The organism is Pseudomonas sp. P110(2024) (assembly GCF_057480795.1).
In genome coordinates this window covers 174,686-199,622 of the sequence record NZ_JBLIYT010000008.1, presented here as the reverse complement: position 1 = coordinate 199,622, position 24,937 = coordinate 174,686, and the positions used below count along the sequence as shown (strand labels likewise).

Sequence of the window (24,937 nt, the reverse complement as noted above, 5' to 3'; positions counted from 1 at the left end):
CGGGTCCTGTTTGCGTTTTGATGGCCCCAGATTACCGACGATCGCTGAATTGAAACTTAATACAACAAAAAGCCCGGCACTTGGCCGGGCTTCTCGCGTTGCACACCGATTACCGGTGGTACTGCGCCGACAACTCATGCACGGCGTTAATGAACACACCAGCGTGCTCAGGATCGACCTCGGGGGTGATGCCATGACCCAGGTTGAACACATGGCCGCTGCCCTTGCCGTAGCTGGCGAGGATGCGCGCCACTTCCTTGCGGATCGCCTCGGGCTTGGCGTACAGCACGGTCGGGTCCATGTTGCCCTGCAGCGCCACCTTGTCACCGACGCGGCGGCGGGCGTCGCCGATCTCGCAGGTCCAGTCCAGGCCCAGGGCGTCGGCACCGGCCTCGGCGATGCTTTCCAGCCACAAGCCGCCGTTCTTGGTGAACAGGATCACCGGTATCTTGCGCCCTTCGTGCTCGCGGATCAGGCCGCTGACGATCTTGCGCATGTAGGCCAGGGAGAACTCCTGGTAGGCCGCCGCCGACAGGTTGCCGCCCCAGGTGTCGAAGATCTGCACGGCCTGCGCCCCAGCCAGGATCTGGCCATTGAGGTAGCTGGTGACCGACTGCGCCAGCTTGTCCAGCAGCAGGTGCAGGGCCTCGGGATTGTCGTAGGCCATGGCCTTGGTCTTGCGGAAGTCCTTCGACGAGCCGCCCTCGACCATGTAGGTGGCCAGGGTCCACGGGCTGCCGGAGAAGCCGATCAGTGGCACGCGGCCGTTGAGTTCGCGACGGATGGTGCTGACCGCGTCCATCACATAGCCCAGGTCCTTCTGCGGGTCGGGAATCGGCAGTGCCTCGATGTCGGCCAGGGTACTGATGACTTTCTTGAAACGCGGGCCTTCGCCGGTCTCGAAGTACAGGCCCTGGCCCATGGCGTCGGGGATGGTGAGGATGTCCGAGAAGAGGATCGCCGCGTCCAGCGGGTAGCGGTCCAGCGGCTGCAGGGTGACCTCGCAGGCGAACTGCGGGTTCATGCACAGGCTCATGAAGTCGCCGGCCTTGGCGCGGCTGGCGCGGTACTCCGGCAGGTAGCGGCCGGCCTGGCGCATCATCCATACCGGGGTGACGTCTACGGGTTGCTTGAGCAGTGCACGCAGGAAACGATCGTTCTTCAGGGCAGTCATGTCGGCATCCGGAAAAAAAGTGCGGGCATTTTCTCAGACGCGGGCACAAAAGGCACGGCCACGGCCATGCGTTTTGTCTATTGGGTGCCTTGGATCAAGCGTTTTTGTATACAAAATACCCTTGGGGCCGCTTTGCAGCCCATCACGACACAAGGCCGCTCCGCCATGAGGAATGCATTTCCCTGTGGGAGCGGCCTTGTGTCGCGAAGGGGCCGCAAAGCGGCCCCAACGATCGATCAGACTTCGAGGTAATCCAGGATGCCCTCGGCAGCGGTGCGGCCTTCGAAAATGGCGGTCACCACCAAGTCCGAGCCCCGCACCATATCACCACCGGCAAACACTTTCGGATTGCTGGTCTGGTGCTTGAACTTGCCCTTCTCCGGCGCCACCACGCGGCCCTGGCTGTCCAGCTGGATGCCATGCTGCTCGAACCACGGCGCCGGGCTCGGGCGGAAACCAAAGGCGATCACCACGGCGTCGGCCGGCAGGATCTCCTCGGAGCCCGGGATCGGCTCGGGGCTGCGGCGGCCACGGGCATCCGGCTCGCCGAGACGGGTCTCGACCACCTTCACACCCTCGACCTTGTCTTCGCCAACGATGGCGATGGGCTGGCGGTTGTAGAGGAACTTCACGCCCTCTTCCTTGGCGTTCTTCACCTCTTTGCGCGAACCCGGCATGTTGGCCTCGTCACGGCGATAGGCGCAGGTTACCGACTTGGCGCCCTGGCGGATCGAGGTGCGGTTGCAGTCCATCGCGGTGTCGCCCCCCCCCAGGACCACGACCTTCTTGCCCTGCATGTCGACAAAGTCTTCCGGCGACTTCTCGAAACCGAGGTTGCGGTTGACGTTGGCGATCAGGAAGTCCAGCGCGTCATGCACGCCCGGCAGGTCCTCACCCGGGAAGCCGCCCTTCATGTAGGTATAGGTACCCATGCCCATGAACACCGCATCGTACTCGGCGAGCAGCTGTTCCATGCTGATGTCCTTGCCCACCTCGGTGTTCAGCCGGAACTCGATGCCCATGCCGGTGAAGACTTCGCGGCGATTGCTCAGCACGGTCTTTTCCAGCTTGAACTCGGGGATGCCGAAGGTCAGCAGGCCACCGATCTCGGGGTTCTTGTCGAACACCACCGGGGTCACGCCCGCGCGCACCAGCACGTCGGCGCAGCCCAGGCCAGCAGGGCCGGCACCGATGATGGCGACGCGCTTGCCGGTGGGCTTGACCTTGGACATGTCCGGGCGCCAGCCCATGGCGAAGGCGGTGTCGGTGATGTACTTCTCCACCGAGCCGATGGTCACCGCGCCAAAGCCGTCGTTCAGGGTGCACGCCCCTTCGCACAGACGGTCCTGCGGGCACACACGGCCGCACACTTCCGGCAGGGTGTTGGTTTGGTGCGACAGCTCGGCCGCGGCCAGGATGTTGCCTTCGGAGACCAGCTTCAACCAGTTGGGGATGAAGTTGTGCACCGGGCACTTCCATTCGCAATACGGGTTGCCGCAGCCCAGGCAGCGGTGCGCCTGCTCCACGGACTGCTGCGGCTTGAAGGGTTCGTAGATCTCGACGAACTCCTTCTTGCGCTGGCGCAGCAGCTTTTTCTTCGGGTCCTTGCGGCCCACTTCGATGAACTGGAAGTCGTTGCTCAGACGTTCAGCCATTTTTCAAAACCTCTTTACCGCAGTTGCCGGCCTTAGGCCGCAAGCTGCAAGACAATCACTTGAGCAGGACGGGCCCCGCAAACGGGGCCGTCACTTGCAGCTGTTCTTACTGCGGGTTGGCACGGGTGCTGGACAGCAGTTGCTTGAGGTTGGCCGCCTTCGGCTTGACCAGCCAGAAGCGCCGCACGTAGTCGTCCAGGTTCTCGGAGAGCTCACGCCCCCACTCGCTGCCGGTTTCTTCCACGTACTCGCCCAGGACCCGTGCCAGGTGGCTGCGGTAAGCCTCCATCGCCTCACCACTGATGCGCTGGATTTCCACCAGCTCGTGGTTGAGTTTGTCGACGAAGCTATTGTCCATGTCGAGCACATAGGCGAAGCCGCCCGTCATGCCAGAACCGAAGTTGTAACCGGTCTTGCCCAGGACGCAGACAAAGCCGCCGGTCATGTATTCACAGCAGTGATCGCCGGTGCCCTCGACCACAGCGTGGGCGCCGGAGTTACGCACAGCGAAGCGCTCGCCCGCGGTGCCGGCGGCGAACAGCTTGCCGCCGGTGGCACCGTACAGGCAGGTGTTGCCGACGATGGCGCTGTGCTGGGTTTCGAACGGGCTGCCGGCTGGCGGCACGATGGTCAGTTTGCCACCGGTCATGCCCTTGCCGACGTAGTCGTTGGCGTCGCCTTCCAGGTGCAGGTTCAGGCCACCGGCGTTCCAAACGCCGAAGCTCTGGCCAGCGGTGCCCTTGAAGCGGAAGGTGATCGGCGCCGCGGCCATGCCCTGGTTGCCGTGCAGCCTGGCGATCTCGCCGGAGATGCGCGCACCGATGGAGCGGTCGCAGTTGCAGATGTCGAGGCTGAACTCGCCACCGGCCTGGTCGCGGATCGCCGGCAGGGCCATGGCGACCATCTTCTCGGCCAGCTCGCCCTTGTCGAACGGCGGGTTCTTGTCGACTTCGCAGAACTGCGGCTTGTCGGCCGGAATGTGCGAGCTGCCCAGCAGCGGCGACAGGTCGAGGTGATGCTGGCGCTCGGTGTCGCCCGGCAGCACGTCGAGCAGGTCGGTGCGGCCGATCAGCTCACCCAAGCTGCGCACGCCCAGCTTGGCCAGCCACTCGCGGGTCTCTTCGGCGACGAAGGTGAAGAAGTTGATCACCATGTCGACGGTGCCGATGTAGTGATCCTTGCGCAGCTTGTCGTTCTGCGTGGCCACGCCGGTGGCGCAGTTGTTCAGGTGGCAGATGCGCAGGTACTTGCAGCCCAGGGCGATCATCGGCGCGGTGCCGAAGCCGAAGCTCTCGGCGCCGAGGATGGCGGCCTTGATCACGTCCAGGCCGGTTTTCAGGCCGCCGTCGGTCTGCACCCGCACCTTGCCGCGCAGGTCGTTGCCGCGCAGGGTCTGGTGGGTTTCGGCCAGGCCCAGTTCCCATGGCGCGCCAGCGTACTTGATCGAGGTCAGCGGCGAGGCGCCGGTGCCACCGTCGTAGCCGGAGATGGTGATCAGGTCGGCATAGGCCTTGGCCACGCCCGCGGCGATGGTGCCGACGCCGGCCTCTGCCACCAACTTGACCGACACCAGCGCCTGCGGATTGACCTGCTTGAGGTCGTAGATCAGCTGGGCCAGGTCTTCGATCGAGTAGATATCGTGGTGCGGCGGCGGCGAGATCAGGGTCACGCCCGGCACCGCGTAGCGCAGCCGGGCGATCAGGCCGTTGACCTTGCCGCCCGGCAGCTGGCCGCCCTCGCCGGGCTTGGCGCCCTGGGCCACCTTGATCTGCAGCACCTCGGCATTGACCAGGTACTCAGGGGTCACGCCGAAGCGGCCGGTGGCCACCTGCTTGATCTTCGAGCTCTTGATGGTGCCGTAGCGGGCCGGGTCTTCACCGCCCTCGCCGGAATTGGAGCGCGCGCCCAGGCGGTTCATCGCCTCGGCCAAGGCCTCGTGGGCCTCCGGCGACAGCGCGCCCAGGGAGATGCCAGCGGAGTCGAAACGCTTGAGGATGTCCTCCAGCGGCTCGACCTGGTCCAGCGCCAGCGGCTGCTCGGCGACCTTGACCTTGAGCAGGTCGCGGATCATCGACACCGGACGCTGGTCGACCAGCGTGGTGTACTCCTTGAACTTGGCATAGTCGCCCTGCTGCACGGCGGCCTGCAGGGTGTTGACCACATCCGGGTTGTAGGCGTGGTATTCACCGCCGTGGACGAACTTGAGCAGACCACCCTGCTGGATCGGCTTGCGCGCGCTCCAGGCCTCGGCGGCCAGCAGCTTCTGGTCGCTCTCGAGGTCGACGAAACGTGCGCCCTTGATGCGGCTCGACACGCCCTTGAAGCTCAGGCCGACCACTTCCTCGGCCAGGCCCACGGCTTCGAACAGCTGGGCGCCACGGTACGAGGCGATGGTGGAGATACCCATCTTCGACAGGATCTTCAGCAGGCCCTTGGAAATGCCCTTGCGGTAGTACTTGAAGACTTCGTCCAGGTCGCCCAGCACCTCGCCGGTGCGGATCAGGTCGGCCAGCACTTCGTAGGCCAGGTACGGGTAGACGGCCGAGGCGCCGAAGCCCAGCAGCACGGCAAAGTGATGCGGGTCACGGGCGGTGGCGGTCTCGACCAGGATGTTGCTGTCGCAGCGCAGGCCCTGTTCGGTCAAGCGGTGGTGCACCGAGCCAACGGCCAGCGAGGCGTGGACCGGCAGCTTGCCCGGGGCGATGTAGCGGTCGCTCAGCACCAGCTGGGTCTTGCCGCCACGCACGGCCTCCTCGGCCTGGTCGGCGATGTTGCGGATGGCCGCTTCGAGGCCGACGCTCTCTTCATAGTTGAGGTCGATCAGCTGGCGGTCGAAGCCTTCACGCTCCAGGTTCATCAGCGAACGCCACTTGGCGGGCGAGATGACCGGCGAGCTGAGGATCACCCGCGAGGCGTGCTCGGGGGACTCCTGGAAGATGTTGCGTTCGGCGCCCAGGCAGATTTCCAGGGACATCACGATCGCCTCGCGCAGCGGGTCGATCGGCGGATTGGTCACCTGGGCGAACTGCTGGCGGAAGAAGTCGTACGGCGAGCGCACGCGCTGCGACAGCACGGCCATCGGCGTATCGTCGCCCATCGAGCCGACCGCTTCCTGGCCTTGCTCGCCGAGCGGACGCAGCACCTGGTCACGCTCCTCGAAGGTGACCTGGAACATCTTCATGTATTGCTTGAGCTGGTCGGCGTCGTAGCTGGCCACGCCCTGGTCGTCGCTCAGCGTCGCCTGGATGCGCGTGGCGTGCTGGCGCAGCCAGCGCTTGTACGGATGGCGCGACTTCAGGCGGTTGTCGATGGCGTCGGTGTCGAGGATCTGCCCGGTCTCGGTGTCCACGGCAAGGATCTGGCCCGGGCCGACACGGCCCTTGGCCAGGACTTCCTCGGGCTGGTAGCCCCATACGCCGATTTCCGAGGCGATGGTGATGTAGCCGTTGGTGGTGGTCACCCAGCGCGCCGGGCGCAGGCCGTTGCGGTCGAGCAGGCACACCGCGTGGCGGCCCTCGGTCATGACGATGCCGGCCGGGCCATCCCACGGCTCCATGTGCATGGAGTTGTATTCGTAGAAGGCGCGCAGGTCGGCGTCCATGGTCTCGACGTTCTGCCAGGCCGGCGGCACCAGCATGCGCACGCCGCGGAACAGGTCGATACCGCCGGTGACCATCAGCTCGAGCATGTTGTCCATGCTCGAGGAGTCGGAGCCGACGCGGTTGACCAGCGGGCCGAGCTCTTCGAGATCGGGGATCAGGTCGTTGGCGAACTTGGTGCGACGGGCCATGGCCCAGTTGCGGTTGCCGGTGATGGTGTTGATCTCGCCGTTGTGGGCGAGGAAGCGGAAGGGCTGGGCCAGCGGCCACTTCGGCAGGGTGTTGGTGGAGAAGCGCTGGTGGAACACGCAGATCGCGGTCTGCAGGCGCTCGTCGCCCAGGTCCGGATAGAACGCCGCGAGATCGCGCGGCATCATCAGGCCTTTGTAGATGATGGTCTTGTGCGAGAAGCTGCAGATGTAGTGGTCGGCGTCGTGGGCATTGGCCACGGACGAACGGCGACGGGCACTGAACAGCTTGATGGCGAACTCCTGGTCGCTCAGACCTTCGCCACCGATGAACACCTGCTCGATCTGCGGCAGGCGCTCCAGAGCCAGGCGGCCGAGGACGCTGGTATCGATCGGCACCTTGCGCCAGCCGACCAGCTTGAGGCCGGCGTTGACGATCTCGCGGTCCATGTTGGCGCGGGCGGCCTGGGCTTTGACCGGGTCCTGGTTGAAGAACACCATGCCGACGGCGTACTGCCTGGGCAGCTCGACGGCAAAGTGTTCCTGGGCCACGGCACGCAGGAATTGATCGGGCTTCTGCATGAGCAGACCGCAACCGTCGCCGGTCTTGCCGTCGGCGTTGATGCCGCCGCGGTGGGTCATGCAGGTCAGCGCCTGCATGGCGGTTTGCAGAAGGTGGTGACTCGGCTGCCCCGTCATATGGGCGATCAGGCCGAAACCACAGTTGTCCTTGAATTCTTCGGGATGGTACAGACCTGTTTTCATAGACACTTTCTCACCAGGTTCACCTCTCAACCGGAGGCAAATCTCTTTTTTAACAACCACTTACCATCCACGCCGATCAAACGCCAGCTTTTTTGCGGTGGTCATGGAAAACCATTGTTGCACAGCGACAGCGACGCCCACAAATTTTCATGTCTCACCATTGAAAATTTATGTCGCAATTTTGAATGTTTTGGGCCATGCACCGTGGTAACGGCTTAGCTAGAGTCTGAAGCGTTTCAGCCATGACTGCAACACAGGGCTTGTGGCCGGCAGTCTGGGACAGAAAAGCCTGCCGCGCTCGGGCGCAGCAGGCTGATCGAAAGCTAGAAGTCGCTCAGCAACTGGGCGGCGGGGTGGTGCCGCCCGGAAGGTATCAGCGGGCCGTGGCCAGCTCTTGTTGGACGCTGCCGACGGTACGTGGCCAAGGTTTACCAGCCTGGACCTTGGCTGGCAAGTTCTTGATTGCCGCAGCAGCGGCGTCGCGGCTGGCGAAGTTGCCGTAGGTGACGACAAACAGCGGCTTGCCCTGCAGGTTTTTCTTGAAGTAGCGATAGTCGCCACCCTGCGCCTTGACGAACGACTGGGCCGACGCCTCGGAGCTGGTGCCGAAGATCTGCACTACGTAATTGCCCGGCTTCTGGCCGGCATACCAGCTGCTGTTGCCGGCGCCGCCCGTGGCGGTTTTCTCGGCAGGCTTGCTGGCGGGCTTGGCGCTGGCAACCTGGGTTGGGGCCGGGGCGGGCTTGGCAGGTGCAACCGGTTTTACTGGCTGGGTTGCGACAGGCTTCGGCGCAGGCGCAACCGACTGTACCGGAGCGGTGGTTACCGGTTGGGCAGGAGCTGGTGCCGGGCTGGCGGTGGCACCTTGCGGCGGCGCGATGGTGGTCACGGTCGGCGGCACGGCGGCCGACGGCGCGGCAGGCTGCAAAGCGGTATCACCCGCAGGCCCACCCTCTTCGCCCTCGCCCATGCCGGCGGCCTGGGCCAGGGGCTCGCGCATCACCGGCTGCGACTGGCCGACCAGCGGCAGCGGCATCGGTTGCGAGGAACCGGAGAACTCGATGGCGGGCGCGCCGTTGCTGCCCTGCCCCAGTGGCAATTGAGCCTGGGCGGCCGGCGCCTCGGTCGGGGCCTTGTCGCCCTTCTTGGGCATCAGGACCGCCGCGCCAACGGCGACCACGACCACAGCGGACAACGCGAGCACGTGTTTCTTAGGCATTTTGAACCCCATGGATGGTCGCTTGACCGTGGTACGGCTGGCGATCATGGCTTCGATCAAGGTATCGCGGGCGACCTGGTTGATGTTCCCAGGCCAACCGTCGGAGTTTTCGTGGATGTCGACGATCTGCTCGGCGCTGAACACCTCGATGCCCCGGCCGGCGCCTTCCAGGCGCTGTTCCAGGTACTCGCGAGTCTCTTCCTCGCTGTACGGGGCCAGCTCGATGACATGGAAGCGCTCGCCATCGGCATTGAGCTCTTCCAGCCCGGCAATCAGCGAAGGCTCGCCGAACAGGAACACATGCGGGCGCCCTTCGGCCACGCCTGCCGCCAACTCCAGCAACGCTTGGAGTGCCGACTCGTCGAGTTGTTCCGCATCGTCCACCAGCAGATAGACTTCCTGGCCGGTCAGCGCCAGCTGAACCACCTGCGACAGGATCGCCTGCACCTCCGGCTGCGCCACGTTCAGCGACTGCGCCACCTGGCCCAGCACGCTGGCAGCGTCACTGGCGCCACGGGCGGACACCACCACGCTCTGCACCGACTGCTTGTTGGTACTGGCCACCAGGGCCTGGCGCAGCAGGGTCTTGCCGCTGCCCACCGGGCCGCTGACCACCAGCATCAGCTGGCTGTAGCGCGCCAGGTGATGCAACTGGCCCAGCACCGGCTTGCGCTGGGCGGGGAAGAACTTGAAGCCGGGCACCCGCGGTGCGAACGGATCGTGGCTCAACTGGTAATGGTCGAGGAACGCCTCATCGGCATGCAGACTGGTCATTGCGTTGTCACAACCTCAAAGCTGGGCCACGATCGCGCGGTAATCCGCCGCCAGGGTGGCCTGAAGAATCTCTGTCGAATAGTCGTCGGTGACGACGGCCTCGCCCAGCTGGCGCAGCAGCACCAGGCGCAGGCGCCCGTCGAGCACTTTCTTGTCGACCGCCATGTGCTCCATGAAATGCGCCGGGGTCATTTCCTGTGGTGGCACCACCGGCAATCCTGCGTCCTGCAGCAGGCGAATTCCGCGATCGCGCGCCGGCTGGTCGATCCAGCCCAGGCGCATGGACATTTCCAGGGCCATCACCGTGCCCGCCGCCACGGCTTCGCCGTGCAGCCAGACGCCATAGCCCATGTGTGTTTCGATGGCATGGCCGAAGGTGTGGCCAAGGTTGAGCGTGGCACGCACGCCCGATTCGCGCTCGTCGGCACCGACCACGGCGGCCTTGGCCGCGCAGGAGCGGCGGATGGCTTCGGTCAGGGCGGCGGAGTCCAGGGCGCGCAACGCCTGCATATTGTCTTCAAGCCAGGCGAGGAACGGCTTGTCGCAGATCAGGCCGTACTTGATGACTTCGGCCAGGCCTGCGGAGAGCTCGCGCTCGGGCAGGGTCTTCAGGCTGGTGGTGTCGATCAGCACCGCGTTGGGCTGATAGAAAGCGCCGACCATGTTCTTGCCCAACGGGTGGTTGATGCCGGTCTTGCCGCCCACCGAAGAGTCCACCTGGGACAGCAGCGTGGTCGGCACCTGGATGAAGTCGACGCCGCGCTGGTAGCAGGCCGCGGCAAAGCCGGCCATGTCGCCGATCACGCCGCCACCGAGGGCAACCACGGTGGTGCGACGATCATGGCGGGCGGTGAGCAGGGCGTCGAAGATCAGCTGCAGGGTTTCCCAGTTCTTGTGGGCCTCGCCGTCAGGCAACACCACGGGCAGCACCGAATACGCGCCCAGGGTCTTGCTGAGGCGTTCGAGGTACAGAGGCGCGACGGTCTCGTTGGAGACGATGGCAACCTGCCGCCCGGCAATGTGCGGCGCCAGCAGCTCGGGCTGGTCCAGCAGGCCTTCGCCAATGTAGATCGGGTAGCTACGTTCGCCCAGGTCGACCTTTAGTGTCTGCATGTATCCCCACAATGTGCTTGGACGCGGTGGCGGTTCGGCCCCGCGCGGTGACGTTCAGCCCCGTCTCGGCGTTGGTCGCCGAGGATAGACCCCGCTCAGCGGGGCGGCAACTTCTGCAGGCGCTCGAGGATGTCGAGCACCACCATGCGTGGTGGCCGCTCGTCGGTTTCCACCACCAGGTCGGCGATTTCGCGATACAGCGGGTCGCGCGCCTCCAGCAGGGCGCGCAACGTGGCCTCCGGGTTGGCGGTACGCAACAGCGGTCGGTTGCGGTCACGGGAGGTGCGTCCCACCTGCTGCTCCACCGAGGCGTGCAGGTAGACCACCCGTCCGCCGGCGCGCAGCGCCGCACGGTTGGCGTCGCGCATCACCGCGCCTCCGCCGGTGGCCAGGACCACGCCGTCGAGCGCGCTGAGCTCGGCGATCATCGCCTGCTCGCGGTCACGAAAGCCCGGCTCGCCTTCCTTGTCGAAGATCCACGGGATGTTGGCGCCGGTTCGCAGTTCGATTTCCTTGTCGGAATCCTTGAACAGCAGGCGCAGCTCTTTGGCCAACAGGCGCCCGATGGTGCTTTTACCAGCGCCCATGGGCCCCACAAGTATCAAATTTCGCACAGAATCAACGACTCACAGCAATCGCCTGGTCACTCATGATACGCGGAGTCAGGAAGACCAGCAGCTCGGATTTTTTCTCTTGTAATGCATCGCGTCGAAACAGCCGCCCAACATACGGCAGATCGCCAAAAAATGGCACCTTGTCGACCACTTTGTTCTGCGACGTCGAGTACACGCCACCAATCACAATGGTCTGCCCATCGGTGACCCGCACCTTGGCGTTGACCTCGTTCTTGCGGATCGGCGGCACATCGTTGAGGGCATTGATGAAGTCCGGCTCGTCCTTGGTCACCCGCACCGCCATGATCACCTTGCCGTCCGGCGTGATCTGCGGCGTCACCTCCAGCGACAGGGACGCCTCTCGGAAGGAGACCGAAGTGGCGCCACTGCGGGTGGTTTCCTGGTAGGGCACTTCGGTGCCCTTGAGTATGCGCGCGGTTTCCTTGTCGGCCGTGACCACCTTGGGTTGGGAGATGATCTCGCCATTGCCGCTTTTTTCCATGGCGCTGAGCTCCAGATCGAGCAGGATATCGCTGCGCAGCAGCCCCACTCCCAACGCGGCACCTCCCCGCTCGACGCCAAGATCGACGAAAAGGTCGCTGCCCAGCCGGCGGTCCGAGCCATACAGCGGTCCACCCCAGCGCACGCCCAGGGCCTTTTCGTAATCGACATTGGCCTCGACGATCCGTGCCTCGATCATGACCTGGCGCACCGGCACATCCAGCTGAGTGACCAGCCTGCGCAGTTCGGCGAGCCGCGCGGCAGGCTGGGTGGCTACCAGGGTATTGGTGCGAGCGTCCACACTGAGGCTGCCACGCCCGGCCAGGGCACCGTCGTCCGCCAGGCTCGCCAGCAGCAGCTCCGCCAGCTCGCCGGCCTTGGCATGGAAGACAGGGATCAATTCACGCTGCAGTGGCTCGATGCCCTGGACCTGCCCAGCGAGCTCTGCCACAGGAGCAACCAGCAGCACATTCCCCTCCCGGCGCCTGCCCAAGCCCTTGCTGCGCAGCACCAGATCAAGCGCCTGCTCCCAGGGCACGTCTTCCAGGCGCAGGGTAATCCGTCCCTGCACCGAGTCGCCGACCACCAGGTTGACGCCCGCGTGATCGGCCATGACCTGAAGCACCGAACGCAGCTCGACGTCCTGGAGGTTGAGCGACATCGGCTCACCCTGAAACGTCTTGGCCTGCGTCGCCTGAAGCCCCAGGATCAATAGCACGCCGCTCAACCATTGCCTCGGTCCCATCCCTGACCTCTCCCTGTTCATGCGTCCCAAGAACCAGATACCTGGGACGCGCTTGCCAGCGCCCATCGATGCAGATCCGCTCCTGGACCTCCACCCGGTCAACCTCAATGGCCACCACGACACTTCCTTCGAGCCCCAGTCGATCGCCTTCCGCGACCCGGTACAGGCGACCTGCGAAGCGCAGCAATGCCTGTCGCCGCCCCGCCTGGGAGAGGCTGCCGACCATCTCCAACCGTGCCAATGGAACATGCGCCAGCCCACTGTCCTCACTCGGGGGCAACCAAGCCCGGAAAGGGTCGAATGCCGTCTTCGACAAGACCGCCTGGGCCGGCTCGTCCGCCAATGACGCCGGGACCGGCAGCTCTTCCCCAGGGTGGTAGGCATGCAATCGCAACTGGGCGGCGATTTGCCCGATGCCCCCATCCTTCAGGGCCAGCCTGAGCCGGTCCACATTCAACAGACGCAACTGCCGCAGCGATTGCTCCAGCCACAGGCGCAGCGCCGGATACTGTCCCGACACCGCGATCTCCAGCGGTTGCACTCGATACGCTGGCGCCTGCTTTGCCTCCTGCACCTCGACTCGCTCGAATACCAGGCCATGTTCCTGCCCCGATAGCGCCAACTGATCGAGTAGCTCGCTCATGCCCTCTCCCGCGGCCAGCCGCCATCGTGTCGCCTGCAAAAGCGTCCGGGCATGTTCAAGCGCCCGCTGCTCCACACCCAGTTCGACGAGGCGCGCCCTGCGCTGCGCCAGTTCATCCTGTAGCTGGAGCTGTTGCCGGACAGACTCGAAATGCCCCTGAACCGGATCACGCAGACGTACCAGGTAGCCCACACAAGCAACCATGAGCGCGAGCGACAGGCACACCACGGACCTCACCAATCCCGACCGACCTGCCAGCGCCTGCCAGTCAAGGAGCCACAGGCGGGTCACGACTCGCCCGCCAGCAATCGCGCCGCCAGCAGGAACGCGTCACCCTCGTCATGACGCCTGAGCTGAACGAGCTCGAGGTCCCGCACCACGCCAACGTGCTCCAGGTCGCGCATGAACTGGGCGACCACCGTCGCAGAGGCAGCCAGACCGCCCAGGCGCAAGCGTCCCGCCTCGACATCCACCTCCGTCAAGCGAGCACCTTCTGGCAGGGCCTGCTCAAGGGCGAGGAACAAATCAGGCATCTGCGACCGCCCTGTGCCGAGTGCAGACAACGCGGCATGCTCGGCCTGTAACGCCTCCCGCCTGCCGCGCAGTTGATCGACCTGCCTCAGCGAGATATCGAGCCGCTCGAGCTCCGCCTGATGCGAGACGACTATCAGTGCTTGTCGGGCCAGGCGCGACCGCGCCATCTGATCGAGCCATGTGACCGCGCCCAGGGCCACCACCAGGGTGACTACGAGCCTGATCTGAAATTGCCGCACAGCCCTGGCCCTGCGCTGCTCGCGCCAGGGCATCAAGTTCAGTCTCACCCTCATGCCCGGCCTCCCATGGCCAAGCCGCAGGCCAGGACCATCGAAGCTGCACAAAGGCCATCATGCTCCCGGAGACCTGCCAGCGGGAGCGGGCAACCCACCTGGCATTTCACATCCAGGCGTTCTCGCAAATGCGCCGCCCGGGCTTCATCGGCAGCGGAGCCGAACAGGACAACGTCGGCGATGGGCGCCTGCTCATCCAACCGCCAGAGGCTATCGACAGCGACATCCCAGTGCGCCGGCGAGTCCAGGGCGAGCCGCTGGCGCTGCGCAATGGGGTCGCCGTGCCAGCGGTGCATGACCACTTCGCCCGGCTCCAACTGCAGCAGCACAGCTGAGCGAGCCTGCGCCTCAGACAGCAACGCTCGCCGTAGCGCGAAGCTGTCCACCTCCACGGCTTCAAGTTGCAATCCGGCCTTGGCAAACACCCGCTCCCACGGATCGAGCTGGCTTTGCCGGCAGGCCACCACCAGCACTTCGAATTGCCCGGGATCATCGACGCATGCACCCTGCACCCAGTAGTCAAGGGCCAGATCCTCAAGCGGGAAGGGAAACAACTGCTCGGCCTGAGCCAACACGGCCGCCTCGATACCAAGGTCGGCCAGCCCGGCAGGCAACCGGCAACGCTTGCAGATGACCTGAGAAGCGGGCAATGCCAGGGCGACGCGCAACTGCCTGGTTCGACATTGAACATGGGCCCGCCGCAACCCCATCACCAACCCCTGCGCCTCGTCGGATGCCACCCAGCCAGGCGTCGCCGGCTCGAAGCGCTCCTGCGCCCACCCCTGCACACGCCAACCGCCGCGCTGGCGATGCAGGTGCAGCATTCTTATGGAACCGGAGGCAATTTCCACCCCCAGCAGTGAACCGGCGTCCCTGCCAAAGCATCCAAGCATGGCTGTTCCTTTCTGGTCATCGGCAGCCCGCGCCGTAGTGGCGCGAGCGGTCGTCCTACGCCCCGGGCGGTCACCCGGTGGGACGAAAAATGCTTATAATGGCCAGCGTTTTCCTGTCCGCCGGCCCCGCGCGCAATCCACTCCTCAACCTGGACACCCAAAAGCCTTGATACGTCTGCTGAAGTTCTTCTGGTGGTCTCTCGTCGCCGTCATCTGCGCGCTCGTGCTCGGTCTGAGCGGTGCGTTTCTGTATCTTAGCCCCAGCCTGCCCTCGGTCGAATCGCTCAGAAGCGTCCAGTTGCAAATCCCCCTGAGGGTGTACAGTAGCGACGGCAAGCTGATTGCCGAGTTCGGCGAGATGCGGCGCTCGCCGATCAAGTTCCAGGAAATTCCCCCACAGTTCATCCAGGCGCTTCTGTCCGCCGAAGACGACAATTTCCTCAACCACTACGGGGTAGATCCCAGCAGCCTGATGCGCGCGGCATCGCAGTTGCTCAAGTCCGGGCATATCCAGACCGGCGGCAGCACCATCACCATGCAGGTGGCGAAGAACTTCTTCCTCACCAGCGAGCGCAGCTTCTCGCGCAAGACCAACGAGATCCTGCTGGCCCTGCAGATCGAGCGCGAGCTGACCAAGGACGAGATCCTCGAGCTCTACGTCAACAAGATCTACCTGGGCAACCGCGCCTACGGCATCGATGCCGCTGCGCAGGTGTACTACGGCAAGTCGATTCGCGACGTAAGCCTGGCGCAGATGGCGATGATCGCCGGCCTGCCCAAGGCGCCCTCGCGCTTCAACCCCCTGGCCAACCCGGTACGCGCCAAGGAGCGCCGTGACTGGATCCTCGGACGCATGTACAAGCTCGGCAAGATCGACGAAGCCAGCTACCAGGCGGCCCTGGCCGAACCGCTGAACGCCAGCTACCACGTGCCGACTCCGGAAGTGAACGCCCCCTATGTCGCCGAGATGGCCCGCGCCGAGATGGTCGGCCGCTACGGCAGCGACGCCTACACCGAAGGTTTCCGCGTCACCACCACGGTGCCGAGCGACATGCAGCAGATGGCCAACAGCGCGGTGCTCAACGGCCTCAGCGAGTATGACGAACGCCACGGTTACCGCGGCCCCGAGGCACGCTTCCCGGGCAAGACCCGTGCGTCCTGGCTGCAGGAACTGGGCAAGCAGCGCACCCTCGGCGGCCTGGAGCCGGCCATCGTCACCCAGGTCGAGAAGACGGGCCTGAAGGTGATGACCCGCAGCGGGCTGGAAGAGAATGTGGCCTGGGATACCATGAAGTGGGCCCGCCCATACCTCAGCAGCAACTCGCAGGGACGTTCGCCACAATCGCCCGGCGACGTCGCCCAGGTCGGCGACCTGGTCCGCCTGCAGCGCCTGGAGGACGGCAAGCTCAAGTTCAGCCAGGTACCCGGGGCCCAGAGCGCCCTGGTCACCCTCGACCCTTACAACGGCGCCATCCGCGCCCTGGTCGGCGGATTCTCCTTCGAGCAGAGCAACTACAACCGCGCCATGCAGGCCAAGCGCCAGCCGGGCTCGAGCTTCAAGCCCTTTGTCTACAGCGCCGCGCTGGACAACGGCTACACCGCCGCCAGCCTGGTCAACGACGCGCCGATCGTGTTCGTCGATGAGTACCTGGACAAGGTCTGGCGCCCGAAGAACGACACCAATACCTTCCTTGGCCCGATCCGCATGCGCGAGGCGCTGTACAAGTCGCGCAACCTGGTTTCGATCCGCCTGCTGCAGGCCATGGGCGTGGACCGCACCATCGACTACATCGCCAAGTTCGGCTTCAACAAGCAGGACCTGCCGCGCAACCTGTCGCTGGCACTGGGCACCGCGACCCTGACGCCGATGGAGATCGCCACCGGCTGGAGCACCTTCGCCAACGGCGGCTACAAGATCAGCCCCTACCTGATCGAGCGCGTCGAAAGCCGCAACGGCGAAACCCTGTTCACCGCCAACCCGGCACGGGTGCCCCAGGGCAGCCAGGACCAGGCCGGCCTCGCCGCCCCCGAGCAGGCGATCAGTGTCGCGCCGATGCCGGGCGAAGCACCGTCGGCCCTCGGCCAGACCGCCCCGGCGCCGCAGGTACCCGCCGTGGCCGAGCAGATCATCGACGGGCGCACCTCGTACATTCTCACCAGCATGCTGCAGGATGTGATCAAGCGCGGCACCGGCCGCCGCGCCCTGGCCCTCGGCCGCACGGACCTGGCAGGCAAGACCGGTACCACCAACGAGTCCAAGGATGCCTGGTTCTCCGGCTACAACGCCGACTACGTCACCACCGTCTGGGTAGGCTTCGACCAGCCGGAAACCCTGGGCAGACGCGAGTACGGCGGCACCGTGGCGTTGCCGATCTGGATGAGCTTCATGGGCGCGGCGCTCAAGGGCAAGCCTGAGCACGCACCGGCCGAGCCGGAAGGCATTCTCAGCCTGCGTGTCGACCCGGTCAGCGGCCGCGCCGCCACACCAGGCACACCGAATGCCTACTTTGAGCTGTTCAAGGCCGAGGACTCGCCACCTTCGGTAGACGAGCTGGGCAATGGCGCCGTCCCCGGCAGCCCGCTGCCGGCGGATGAAGCGGCGCCGATGGATCTGTTCTGACCACAGCGCGGGACAGCTGCGCGATGCTTTGACAGCGGCAAGCAAAAAGCCCCGACTCTCACGAGCCGGGGCTTTTTCATGACGCTACGACCGGATCAGCCGTTGAACACGTCATCCACGCTTTTCAGCGGGTAGTGCTTCGGATACGGCAGGGTGGCCACGCCGGATTCGATGGCGGCCTTGGCCACGGCATCGGAAACCACGGTGATCAGACGGGCATCCAGCGGCTTCGGAATGATGTATTCGCGGCCGAATTCCAGGGCCTGTACGCCGTAGGCTTCGCAGACTTCCTTCGGCACTGGCTGCTTGGCCAGGTCCTTCAGGGCGATGGCGGCGGCGATCTTCATTTCTTCGTTGATGCGCTTGGCGCGAACGTCCAGGGCACCGCGGAAGATGAATGGGAAGCCCAGTACGTTGTTGACCTGGTTCGGGTAGTCGGAACGACCGGTGGCCATGATCACGTCGCTGCGGGTGGCGTGAGCCAGCTCCGGAGCGATTTCCGGATCCGGGTTCGAGCAGGCGAACACGATCGGGTTGGCGGCCATCGACTTCAGGCCCTCCGGGCTCAGCAGGTTCGGACCGGACAGGCCGACGAACACATCGGCGCCGTTCAGGGCATCAGCCAGGGTGCGCTTGTCGGTGGCGTGGGCGAACTGGGCCTTGTACTGGTTCAGGTCGTCGCGGCCGGCGTGGATCACGCCGCTGCGGTCGATCATGAAGATGTTCTCGACCTTGGCGCCCATGCTTACCAGCAGCTTCATGCAGGAGATGGCGGCGGCACCGGCGCCCAGGCAGACGATCTTCGCCTCCTCGAGCTTCTTGCCGGCGATTTCCAGGGCGTTGATCATGCCGGCGGCGGTAACGATGGCGGTACCGTGCTGGTCATCGTGGAAGACGGGAATGTCGCACTGTTCGATCAGGGTGCGCTCGATCTCGAAGCACTCAGGTGCCTTGATGTCTTCCAGGTTGATGCCGCCGAAGGTGATGGAGATGCGGCGAACGGTGTCGATGAAGGCCTGCGGGCTCTCCGACTCGACTTCGATATCGAACACGTCGATACCGGCGAAACGCTTGAACAGAACACCCTTGCCTTCCATTACCGGCTTGGAGGCCAGCGGGCCGAGGTCGCCCAGACCGAGGATGGCGGTGCCATCGGAGATCACCGCAACCAGGTTGCCCTTGCCGGTGTACTTGTAGGCCAGCTCCGGATCACGGCCGATCTCGCGCACAGGCTCGGCGACGCCAGGGCTGTAGGCCAGGGCGAGGTCACGGGCGGTGGCGGTGGGCTTGGAGAGCTCGACGCTCAGCTTCCCCGGACGGGGCTGGGCGTGGTATTCGAGAGCGGCGGTTTTCAGGTCTGACATGATGGGCATTCCGCTGTTTACTGTTCTGACGGACCGCCGAGGATACGCAAAGAGCCGGGGGGCGACAAGACTGCCCGGTCACTATGTGTCAAGGCCTTTGGCCTACGACTTTACGCTATAACCCACGGGGCTTACGGGACCCAGTGTGTACAATCCAATAGCAAAATGTCTACAACTATTTACCCTGGAACAGCCGCCAACATGCTCGGATCGGTCAATGGCAACAGCCAGCGTCGCTGCCCGGGCTTGAGCCCTCCCTTGCGGGATCGGTCCAACACCCAGCCACGCGCCTCGACCTGGCGTCCCTTGAGGTTAGCGAAGAAGCTGGCGGGGAAGCGCTGCTGCAGACGAGCGGGGACCTGCAGCACCACGGCATCGTCGAGCTCCAGCCAGATACCGCCACGGTTGCGCTCGATACCCTTGATCTTGCCGCCGATCACGGCAAAACCGGACTGCCTGACTTCCCTCGCACGCACCACCGGCGACTGGCGCCACAACCCGGCCCCGGCATTGCGCGCCTGCTGCTCGGCCTGTTGCTGGCAGCCCGACAAGGCCACATTGGGGGCGATGGCGACTCGGTAGCCGAGGCCCTCGCTGAGCAATTGTGCTTCGAGATTGTCGCCAGTACGGTTATAGATGTGCGCCAGGGTACGACCGTACTTGTCCTTGGGTTCCACGCCCGGGACCAGGCCGACGCGACCATTGCTGGCCTCGACCAGCGCCTGCAGGCGCCGTTTCGCAGCCTCGGCGTAGGGCTCGCTGGTGCGGCCCTTGCGGCCGATCTCGGGCGCATTGATGCCGATCAGCCGCACGTTGCGCCCGTCAGTCAGGCGCAAGGTGTCGCCGTCGACTACCTGGCGCACCGTCACCTGCTGCGGCTGCTCGGGCAACGGACAGAAGGCCAGGGCCGGAAAATGCCAGATCGCGCCCACAAAAAAGGCGCCCGCAAGGGGCGCCTTCTTTTGCAGCAACGCGAACCTCGAGAGATTCGCCATGCGCATGATTACTTCTTGGTACCGAACATACCGAAGCGATCGGCGAACTTCTGTACGCGACCACCGGTGTCCAGGACTTTCTGCTTACCGGTGTAGAACGGGTGGCACAGGTTGCAAACGTCGATCGCCAGGACGCTGCCCAGGGTCGAACGGGTTTCAAACTTGTTGCCGCAGCTGCAGGTGACTGCAACTACTTCGTAGTTCGGATGAATATCTGCTTTCATGGTCACTTCCTCGAGCTGCGTGCCGCCACCCAACACCTATTGTTGAATACCGCACGTAATTAGGCGGCGAATAATACCAGAGCGCGGCCGCAGCGCAAGTTGTCGCTTGCACCGACCGTCGTCTGCTAGGCTCGCCTGATTTGTGAAACGCCCTCCAGAGACCTTCCGCGTGTCCGACGTCATCCTGCGCCTTGCCCTGCCCTCGCCCCTGCGTCGCCTGTTCGACTACCGGGCGCCCGCGAGCATGGCGCGCCAGGCACTGACGCCCGGCATGCGCATCCGCGTGCCATTCGGCCGGCGCGAGATGATCGGCGTGCTGGTGGAGATCGCCACGCACAGCGAAGTCCCCGCCGACAAGCTCAAGCCGGCCAGCGCCCTGCTCGACCCGGTTTCGCCCGTGCCACCCGCACTGTTCAAGCTGTGCCTGTGGACGGCGCAGTACTACCAGCACAGCCTGGGCGACACCTTGAGCTGGGCCCTGCCGACCCTGCTGCGCCAAGGCGAGCCGGCCGAGGCGCGCCAGGAGCGTTTCTGGCACGTCGCCCCCGGGGCACGCCTGGAGGATCCGCGCATCGCCCGCGCCCCGCGCCAGCGCGATGCCCTCAAGACCCTGTCGCAGCACCCCCACGGCGTAGCCCACAGCCTGTTGAGCAAGCTGGGCCTGAACAAGGACAGCCTCGACCTGCTGCTGGCCAAGGAGCTGGTGAGCGTCGAAGTCCGCCGCCACCTGCCCGCCGCGCGCCACGAGCACTGGCTGGCCCAACCGGAGCTGCCGCTCAACGAGGAGCAGCGCGCGGCGTTCGAGGCGGTGCGCGCGGGCTTCGGCGCCTTCCACGCCTACCTGCTGGCCGGGGTCACCGGCAGCGGCAAGACCGAGGTGTACCTGCAGCTTATTCGCGAAACCCTCGAAGCCGGCAAGCAGGCGCTGATCCTGATCCCCGAGATCAACCTCGGCCCGCAGACCCTGCAACGCTTCGAGCAGCGCTTCAACGCCCGCATCGCCCTGCTGCACTCGGCGGTGGGCGACCGCGAACGCCTGGACGCCTGGCTGGCGGCCCGCGATGGTGACGCCGACATCATCATCGGCACCCGCTCGGCGCTGTTCACGCCGATGAAGAACCCGGGCCTGATCATCATCGACGAGGAACACGACGGTTCCTATAAACAGCAGGAAGGCCTGCGCTATCACGCCCGCGACCTGGCCGTGGTCCGCGCCCACCAGGAGAACATCCCGATCCTGCTGGGCTCGGCCACGCCGTCGCTGGAAAGCCTGCACAACGCCCACAGCGGCCGCTACGGCCTGCTGCGCATGAACCAGCGCGCCGGTGGCGCCAAGGCACCACGTTTCCTGCGCCTGGACGTACGCAGCCTGCCATTGGACAGCGGCATCAGCGGCCCGCTGCAACAGGCCATCCGCCAGACCCTGGAGGCTGGCCAGCAGGTGCTGGTGTTCCTCAACCGCCGCGGCTTCGCTCCGACGCTACTGTGCCACGACTGCGGCTGGCTCTCCGAGTGCCCGCGCTGCGATGCGCGCATGACCGTGCACCAGCGTTCCGCCGTGCTGCGCTGCCACCACTGCGGCTATGACGAACGCCTGCCGTTGCAGTGCCCGCAGTGCGCCCACGTCGACCTGCGTCCGGTGGGGGCCGGCACCGAGCGCGCCGAAGAGCGGCTCAAGGTGCTGTTCCCCGACTACCCGATCCTGCGCGTGGACCGCGACAGCACCTCGCGCAAGGACGCCATGCACAACCTGTTCGCCACCATCCAGCGCGGTCAACCGAGCATCCTGGTTGGCACCCAGATGCTGGCCAAGGGGCACCACTTCCCTCGCGTCACCCTGGTGGCGATTCTTGATGCCGATGGCGGGCTGTTCTCCGGCGACTTCCGCGCCAGCGAGCGCATGGCCCAGCTGATCGTCCAGGTTGCCGGTCGCGCCGGACGCGCCGAAGAGCCGGGCAAGGTCATCGTGCAGACCCACCTGGCCGACCATCCGCTGCTGGTCCAACTGACCGAGCAGGGCTACTTCGCTTTCGCCGAGCAGGCCCTGAGCGAACGTCGCGCCGCCGGTCTGCCGCCGTTCGCCCACCTGGCCCTGCTGCGTGCGGATGCGCACAAGCCGGGCCAGGCCGAGGGCTTCCTCGACGAAGCCTGCGCCGCCGCCGAGCGGGTCATGGCCGAACAAGGCCTGCATGGCATCGAGCTGCTCGGCCCGGTCCCGGCGCCCATGGAACGACGGGCGGGCCGCTTCCGCGCGCAACTATTGCTCCAGGCCAATGCCCGGGCTCAGCTGCATCGACTGATCAGTGCCTGGTTGCTAGTGTTGGAGCAGATGCCATCGGGGCGGCAGGTGCGCTGGTCGCTGGATGTGGATCCGGTGGACCTGTACTGACTGCTTCAAGGTTACCGTGGGAGCTGGCTTGCCCCGCTATGACAGTGGCCTGGCCCCAAAAGGTTGGCAACCCGTCCCCGGCAACGGATAATGCCCAGTTTTTCCACCTGCGCATCGAAGCGCTCACCGCGCTTGCGGTCGAAAAGAGAATCCCATGAAAGACACCATTCGCCAGCTGATCCAGCAAGCCCTCACCCAACTCGTCACCGACGGTGTGCTGCCTGAAGGGCTGACGCCGGCGATCCAGGTGGAAAACGCCCGGGACAAGACCCACGGCGACTTCGCCAGCAACATCGCCATGATGCTGGCCAAGCCGGCCGGCATGAAGCCGCGCGACCTGGCCGAAAAACTCATCGCCAGGCTGCCGGCCAGCCCCGACATCACCAAGGTCGAGATCGCCGGCCCCGGTTTCCTGAACTTCTTCCAGAACACCGACGCCCTGGCCAGCCGCCTCGACGCCGCCCTGGCCGACGAGCACCTGGGCGTGCGCAAGGCCGGCCCGGCCGAGAAGGTGGTGATCGACATGTCGGCGCCGAACCTGGCCAAGGAAATGCACGTCGGCCACCTGCGCTCGACCATCATCGGTGACAGCGTCGCGCGCGTGCTGGAATTCCTCGGCGATGACGTCATCCGCCAGAACCACGTGGGCGACTGGGGCACCCAGTTCGGCATGCTGCTGGCCTACCTGGAAGAAAACCCGATCACCAGCGACGAGCTGTCGGACCTGGAGAACTTCTACCGCGCCGCCAAGAAGCGCTTCGACGAGTCCGAGGCGTTCGCCACCCGCGCCCGCGGCCTGGTGGTCAAGCTGCAGGCCGGCGACCCTGAGTGCATGGCCCTGTGGACGCGCTTCAAGGACATCTCGCTGTCGCACTGCCAGAAGACCTACGAGCTGCTCAACGTCAAGCTGACCATGGCCGACGTCATGGGCGAGAGCGCCTACAACGCCGACCTGGCCAACGTGGTCGCCGACCTCAAGGCCAAGGGCCTGCTGGTCGAGGACCAGGGCGCCCAGTGCGTGTTCCTCGAGGAGTTCAAGAACGCCGAGGGCGAGCCGCTGCCGGTGATCGTGCAGAAGGCCGACGGCGGCTACCTGTACGCCACCACCGACCTGGCCGCCGTGCGCTACCGCAGCAACACGCTGAACGCCGACCGCGCCCTGTACTTCGTCGACCAGCGCCAGGCCCTGCACTTCAACCAGGTGTTCGAAGTGGCTCGCCGCGCCGGTTTCGTCGGCCATCCGATGAAGATGGAGCACATGGGCTTCGGCACCATGAACGGCGCCGATGGCCGCCCGTTCAAGACCCGTGATGGCGGCACCGTCAAGCTGATCGACCTGCTCACCGAGGCCAAGGACCGCGCCTACGCGCTGGTCAAGGAGAAGAATCCTTCGCTGGCCGAGGACGAACTGCGCCACATCGGCGAGGTGGTCGGCATCGGCGCGGTCAAGTACGCCGACCTGTCCAAGCACCGCACCAGCGACTACAGCTTCAACTTCGAGCTGATGCTCAACTTCGAAGGCAACACCGCGCCGTACCTGCTGTACGCCTACACCCGAGTGGCTGGCGTGTTCCGCAAGCTCGGCAAGGGCTTCGATGAAGTCGACGGCAGCATCGTCCTGCAGGCCGCGCACGAGCAGGACCTGGCCGCGCGCCTGGCGCAGTTCGGCGAGATCCTGAACAGCGTCGCCGAAAAAGGCACGCCGCACGTGCTGTGCAGCTACCTGTACGACCTCGCCGGCCTGTTCTCCAGCTTCTACGAGAACTGCCCGATCCTTTCCGCCGAAACCGCCGAACAGCAGCAGAGCCGCCTGCGCCTGGCTGCCCTGACCGGCCGCACCCTCAAGCAGGGCCTGGAACTGCTCGGCCTGGAAACCCTGGAGCGCATGTAAGTTGGCTGCAAAGAAGAAACCCGCACCCAAGCGCGGCGCCAGCCGCTCCCAGCCGCCTGCCAGCAAGCAGCCGATCCCGGGCTGGGTGTGGCTGGCGGTCGGCCTGACGGTCGGCGCCTTCATCGTCTTCCTGATGAAACTCGAGCCCGGCGGCGGCGACATCAAGCGCACCAAGCCCGAGCAGCAGAAGCCGGAGAAGGTCGCCGAGGCGAGCAAGACCACCACGCCGACGCCACAGCAGCCGGTGAAGCCGAAGTACGACTTCTACACTCTGCTGCCGGAGTCGGAAGTGATCGTGCCGCCCGAGGCGGTGCCGGAGAAGACCCCGCCGGTCCCGGCGCAGCCGCCTGTGCCGAGCACGCCGGTTACGCCGGCAGAAGCGGCGAAGATCGACACCGCCCGCGCCCAGGCCGCGCTGCTGGGGCAGACACCGCCACCAGCGCCACCGGTGATCAAACCGGCGGCCACCACCCAGTTCTTCCTGCAGGCTGGCTCGTTCCGCAAGCAGGCGGATGCCGACAAGGTCCGTGCGCAGATCATCCTGCTTGGCCAGGCGGTCAAGGTGGAGTCGGGCACGGTCAAGGAAGAGACCTGGTACCGCGTGATGGTCGGCCCGTTCAGCAACCGTGAACAGCTGACCGTGGCACAGAAGCAACTGGCCGGGGCAGGCTTCAGCAACCTGCTGCTGCAACAGCGGCGCCAGTAACGAAAAAGGCCTTGCCGCATTCAGCGACGAGGCCTTTT

Annotated in this window: 17 protein-coding genes; 4 read left to right on the top strand and 13 right to left on the bottom strand. The window is 65.3% G+C overall.

What is annotated here, in order from left to right; genetic code table 11:
- Positions 1-109 precede the first annotated feature (109 nt).
- The 10 genes from hemE to pilM form a co-directional block, all read right to left on the bottom strand.
- Positions 110-1,174, bottom strand: a complete 1,065-nt coding sequence (gene hemE / locus AC25ND_RS14800; RefSeq protein ID WP_062362854.1) for a uroporphyrinogen decarboxylase — start codon at positions 1,172-1,174, stop codon at positions 110-112.
- 236 nt (positions 1,175-1,410) lie between these two features.
- Positions 1,411-2,829: an FAD-dependent oxidoreductase gene (locus AC25ND_RS14795; protein ID WP_028689105.1), complete on the bottom strand. Its 1,419-nt coding sequence runs from the start codon at positions 2,827-2,829 to the stop codon at positions 1,411-1,413.
- Between the two features lie 106 nt (positions 2,830-2,935).
- A complete protein-coding gene (gene gltB, locus AC25ND_RS14790) occupies positions 2,936-7,381 on the bottom strand; it encodes a glutamate synthase large subunit (RefSeq protein WP_486976406.1) in 4,446 nt (1,481 codons plus the stop codon).
- A gap of 373 nt (positions 7,382-7,754) precedes the next feature.
- A complete protein-coding gene (locus AC25ND_RS14785; protein ID WP_028689107.1) occupies positions 7,755-9,374 on the bottom strand; it encodes an AAA family ATPase in 1,620 nt (539 codons plus the stop codon).
- Between the two features lie 15 nt (positions 9,375-9,389).
- The gene (gene aroB, locus AC25ND_RS14780) at positions 9,390-10,487 is read right to left on the bottom strand and encodes a 3-dehydroquinate synthase (protein ID WP_028689108.1); all 1,098 of its coding nucleotides are present in this window, start codon (positions 10,485-10,487) and stop codon (positions 9,390-9,392) included.
- 95 nt (positions 10,488-10,582) lie between these two features.
- A complete protein-coding gene (aroK, locus tag AC25ND_RS14775) occupies positions 10,583-11,101 on the bottom strand; it encodes a shikimate kinase AroK (RefSeq protein WP_028689109.1) in 519 nt (172 codons plus the stop codon).
- Positions 11,102-11,105: 4 nt separating this feature from the next.
- Positions 11,106-12,263, bottom strand: a complete 1,158-nt coding sequence (locus AC25ND_RS14770; protein ID WP_486976405.1) for a type IV pilus secretin PilQ — start codon at positions 12,261-12,263, stop codon at positions 11,106-11,108.
- 4 nt (positions 12,264-12,267) lie between these two features.
- Positions 12,268-13,182, bottom strand: a complete 915-nt coding sequence (locus AC25ND_RS14765; RefSeq protein ID WP_158509998.1) for a pilus assembly protein PilP — start codon at positions 13,180-13,182, stop codon at positions 12,268-12,270.
- Positions 13,183-13,277: 95 nt separating this feature from the next.
- Positions 13,278-13,817, bottom strand: coding sequence for a PilN domain-containing protein (locus AC25ND_RS14760; protein WP_062362842.1), 540 nt, complete (start codon positions 13,815-13,817; stop codon positions 13,278-13,280).
- Positions 13,814-14,710 (bottom strand): type IV pilus biogenesis protein PilM, encoded by an 897-nt coding sequence (gene pilM, locus AC25ND_RS14755; RefSeq protein ID WP_062362838.1) that lies wholly within the window; start codon positions 14,708-14,710, stop codon positions 13,814-13,816. The genes AC25ND_RS14760 and pilM overlap by 4 nt, the downstream gene beginning before the upstream one ends.
- Positions 14,711-14,879: 169 nt before the next feature.
- Here pilM and AC25ND_RS14750 point away from each other — a divergent pair, with 169 nt between their 5' ends.
- Positions 14,880-17,330, top strand: a complete 2,451-nt coding sequence (locus tag AC25ND_RS14750; protein ID WP_486976421.1) for a penicillin-binding protein 1A — start codon at positions 14,880-14,882, stop codon at positions 17,328-17,330.
- 95 nt (positions 17,331-17,425) lie between these two features.
- On the opposite strand, the gene AC25ND_RS14745 is transcribed toward AC25ND_RS14750, so the two are convergent.
- From AC25ND_RS14745 to rpmE, 3 genes are all read right to left on the bottom strand, one after another.
- Entirely contained in the window at positions 17,426-18,694 is a 1,269-nt protein-coding gene (locus AC25ND_RS14745) for a malic enzyme-like NAD(P)-binding protein (RefSeq protein ID WP_028689114.1), read from the bottom strand.
- A 179-nt stretch (positions 18,695-18,873) separates the two neighbouring features.
- Positions 18,874-19,695 (bottom strand): thermonuclease family protein, encoded by an 822-nt coding sequence (locus AC25ND_RS14740; RefSeq protein WP_288521190.1) that lies wholly within the window; start codon positions 19,693-19,695, stop codon positions 18,874-18,876.
- A gap of 2 nt (positions 19,696-19,697) precedes the next feature.
- On the bottom strand, positions 19,698-19,913 hold the full coding sequence (rpmE, locus tag AC25ND_RS14735) for a 50S ribosomal protein L31 (protein WP_011531746.1): 216 nt from the start codon (positions 19,911-19,913) through the stop codon (positions 19,698-19,700).
- Positions 19,914-20,082: 169 nt separating this feature from the next.
- On the opposite strand from rpmE, the gene AC25ND_RS14730 reads away from it, so the two are divergent.
- From AC25ND_RS14730 to AC25ND_RS14720, 3 genes are all read left to right on the top strand, one after another.
- Positions 20,083-22,302, top strand: coding sequence for a primosomal protein N' (locus tag AC25ND_RS14730; RefSeq protein ID WP_062362830.1), 2,220 nt, complete (start codon positions 20,083-20,085; stop codon positions 22,300-22,302).
- A gap of 154 nt (positions 22,303-22,456) precedes the next feature.
- Positions 22,457-24,193 carry an arginine--tRNA ligase gene (gene argS / locus AC25ND_RS14725; protein WP_028689117.1) on the top strand — a complete coding sequence of 579 codons (1,737 nt, stop codon included), beginning with the start codon at positions 22,457-22,459 and terminating at the stop codon, positions 24,191-24,193.
- 1 nt (position 24,194) lies between these two features.
- Positions 24,195-24,899: an SPOR domain-containing protein gene (locus AC25ND_RS14720; protein WP_062362824.1), complete on the top strand. Its 705-nt coding sequence runs from the start codon at positions 24,195-24,197 to the stop codon at positions 24,897-24,899.
- Positions 24,900-24,937 lie beyond the last annotated feature (38 nt).

Excerpts from the sequence above, each read along its gene's own strand:
- rpmE (WP_011531746.1), bottom strand. The coding sequence starts at position 19,913 with ATGAAAGCAGATATTCATCCGAACTACGAAGTAGTTGCAGTCACCTGC.
- AC25ND_RS14760 (WP_062362842.1), bottom strand. The coding sequence starts at position 13,817 with ATGAGGGTGAGACTGAACTTGATGCCCTGGCGCGAGCAGCGCAGGGCC.
- AC25ND_RS14740 (WP_288521190.1), bottom strand. The coding sequence starts at position 19,695 with ATGCGCATGGCGAATCTCTCGAGGTTCGCGTTGCTGCAAAAGAAGGCG.
- aroB (WP_028689108.1), bottom strand. The coding sequence starts at position 10,487 with ATGCAGACACTAAAGGTCGACCTGGGCGAACGTAGCTACCCGATCTAC.
- pilM (WP_062362838.1), bottom strand. The coding sequence starts at position 14,710 with ATGCTTGGATGCTTTGGCAGGGACGCCGGTTCACTGCTGGGGGTGGAA.
- gltB (WP_486976406.1), bottom strand. The coding sequence starts at position 7,381 with ATGAAAACAGGTCTGTACCATCCCGAAGAATTCAAGGACAACTGTGGT.
- hemE (WP_062362854.1), bottom strand. The coding sequence starts at position 1,174 with ATGACTGCCCTGAAGAACGATCGTTTCCTGCGTGCACTGCTCAAGCAA.
- AC25ND_RS14745 (WP_028689114.1), bottom strand. The coding sequence starts at position 18,694 with ATGTCAGACCTGAAAACCGCCGCTCTCGAATACCACGCCCAGCCCCGT.
- argS (WP_028689117.1), top strand. The coding sequence starts at position 22,457 with ATGAAAGACACCATTCGCCAGCTGATCCAGCAAGCCCTCACCCAACTC.
- AC25ND_RS14795 (WP_028689105.1), bottom strand. The coding sequence starts at position 2,829 with ATGGCTGAACGTCTGAGCAACGACTTCCAGTTCATCGAAGTGGGCCGC.
- AC25ND_RS14770 (WP_486976405.1), bottom strand. The coding sequence starts at position 12,263 with ATGTCGCTCAACCTCCAGGACGTCGAGCTGCGTTCGGTGCTTCAGGTC.
- AC25ND_RS14785 (WP_028689107.1), bottom strand. The coding sequence starts at position 9,374 with ATGACCAGTCTGCATGCCGATGAGGCGTTCCTCGACCATTACCAGTTG.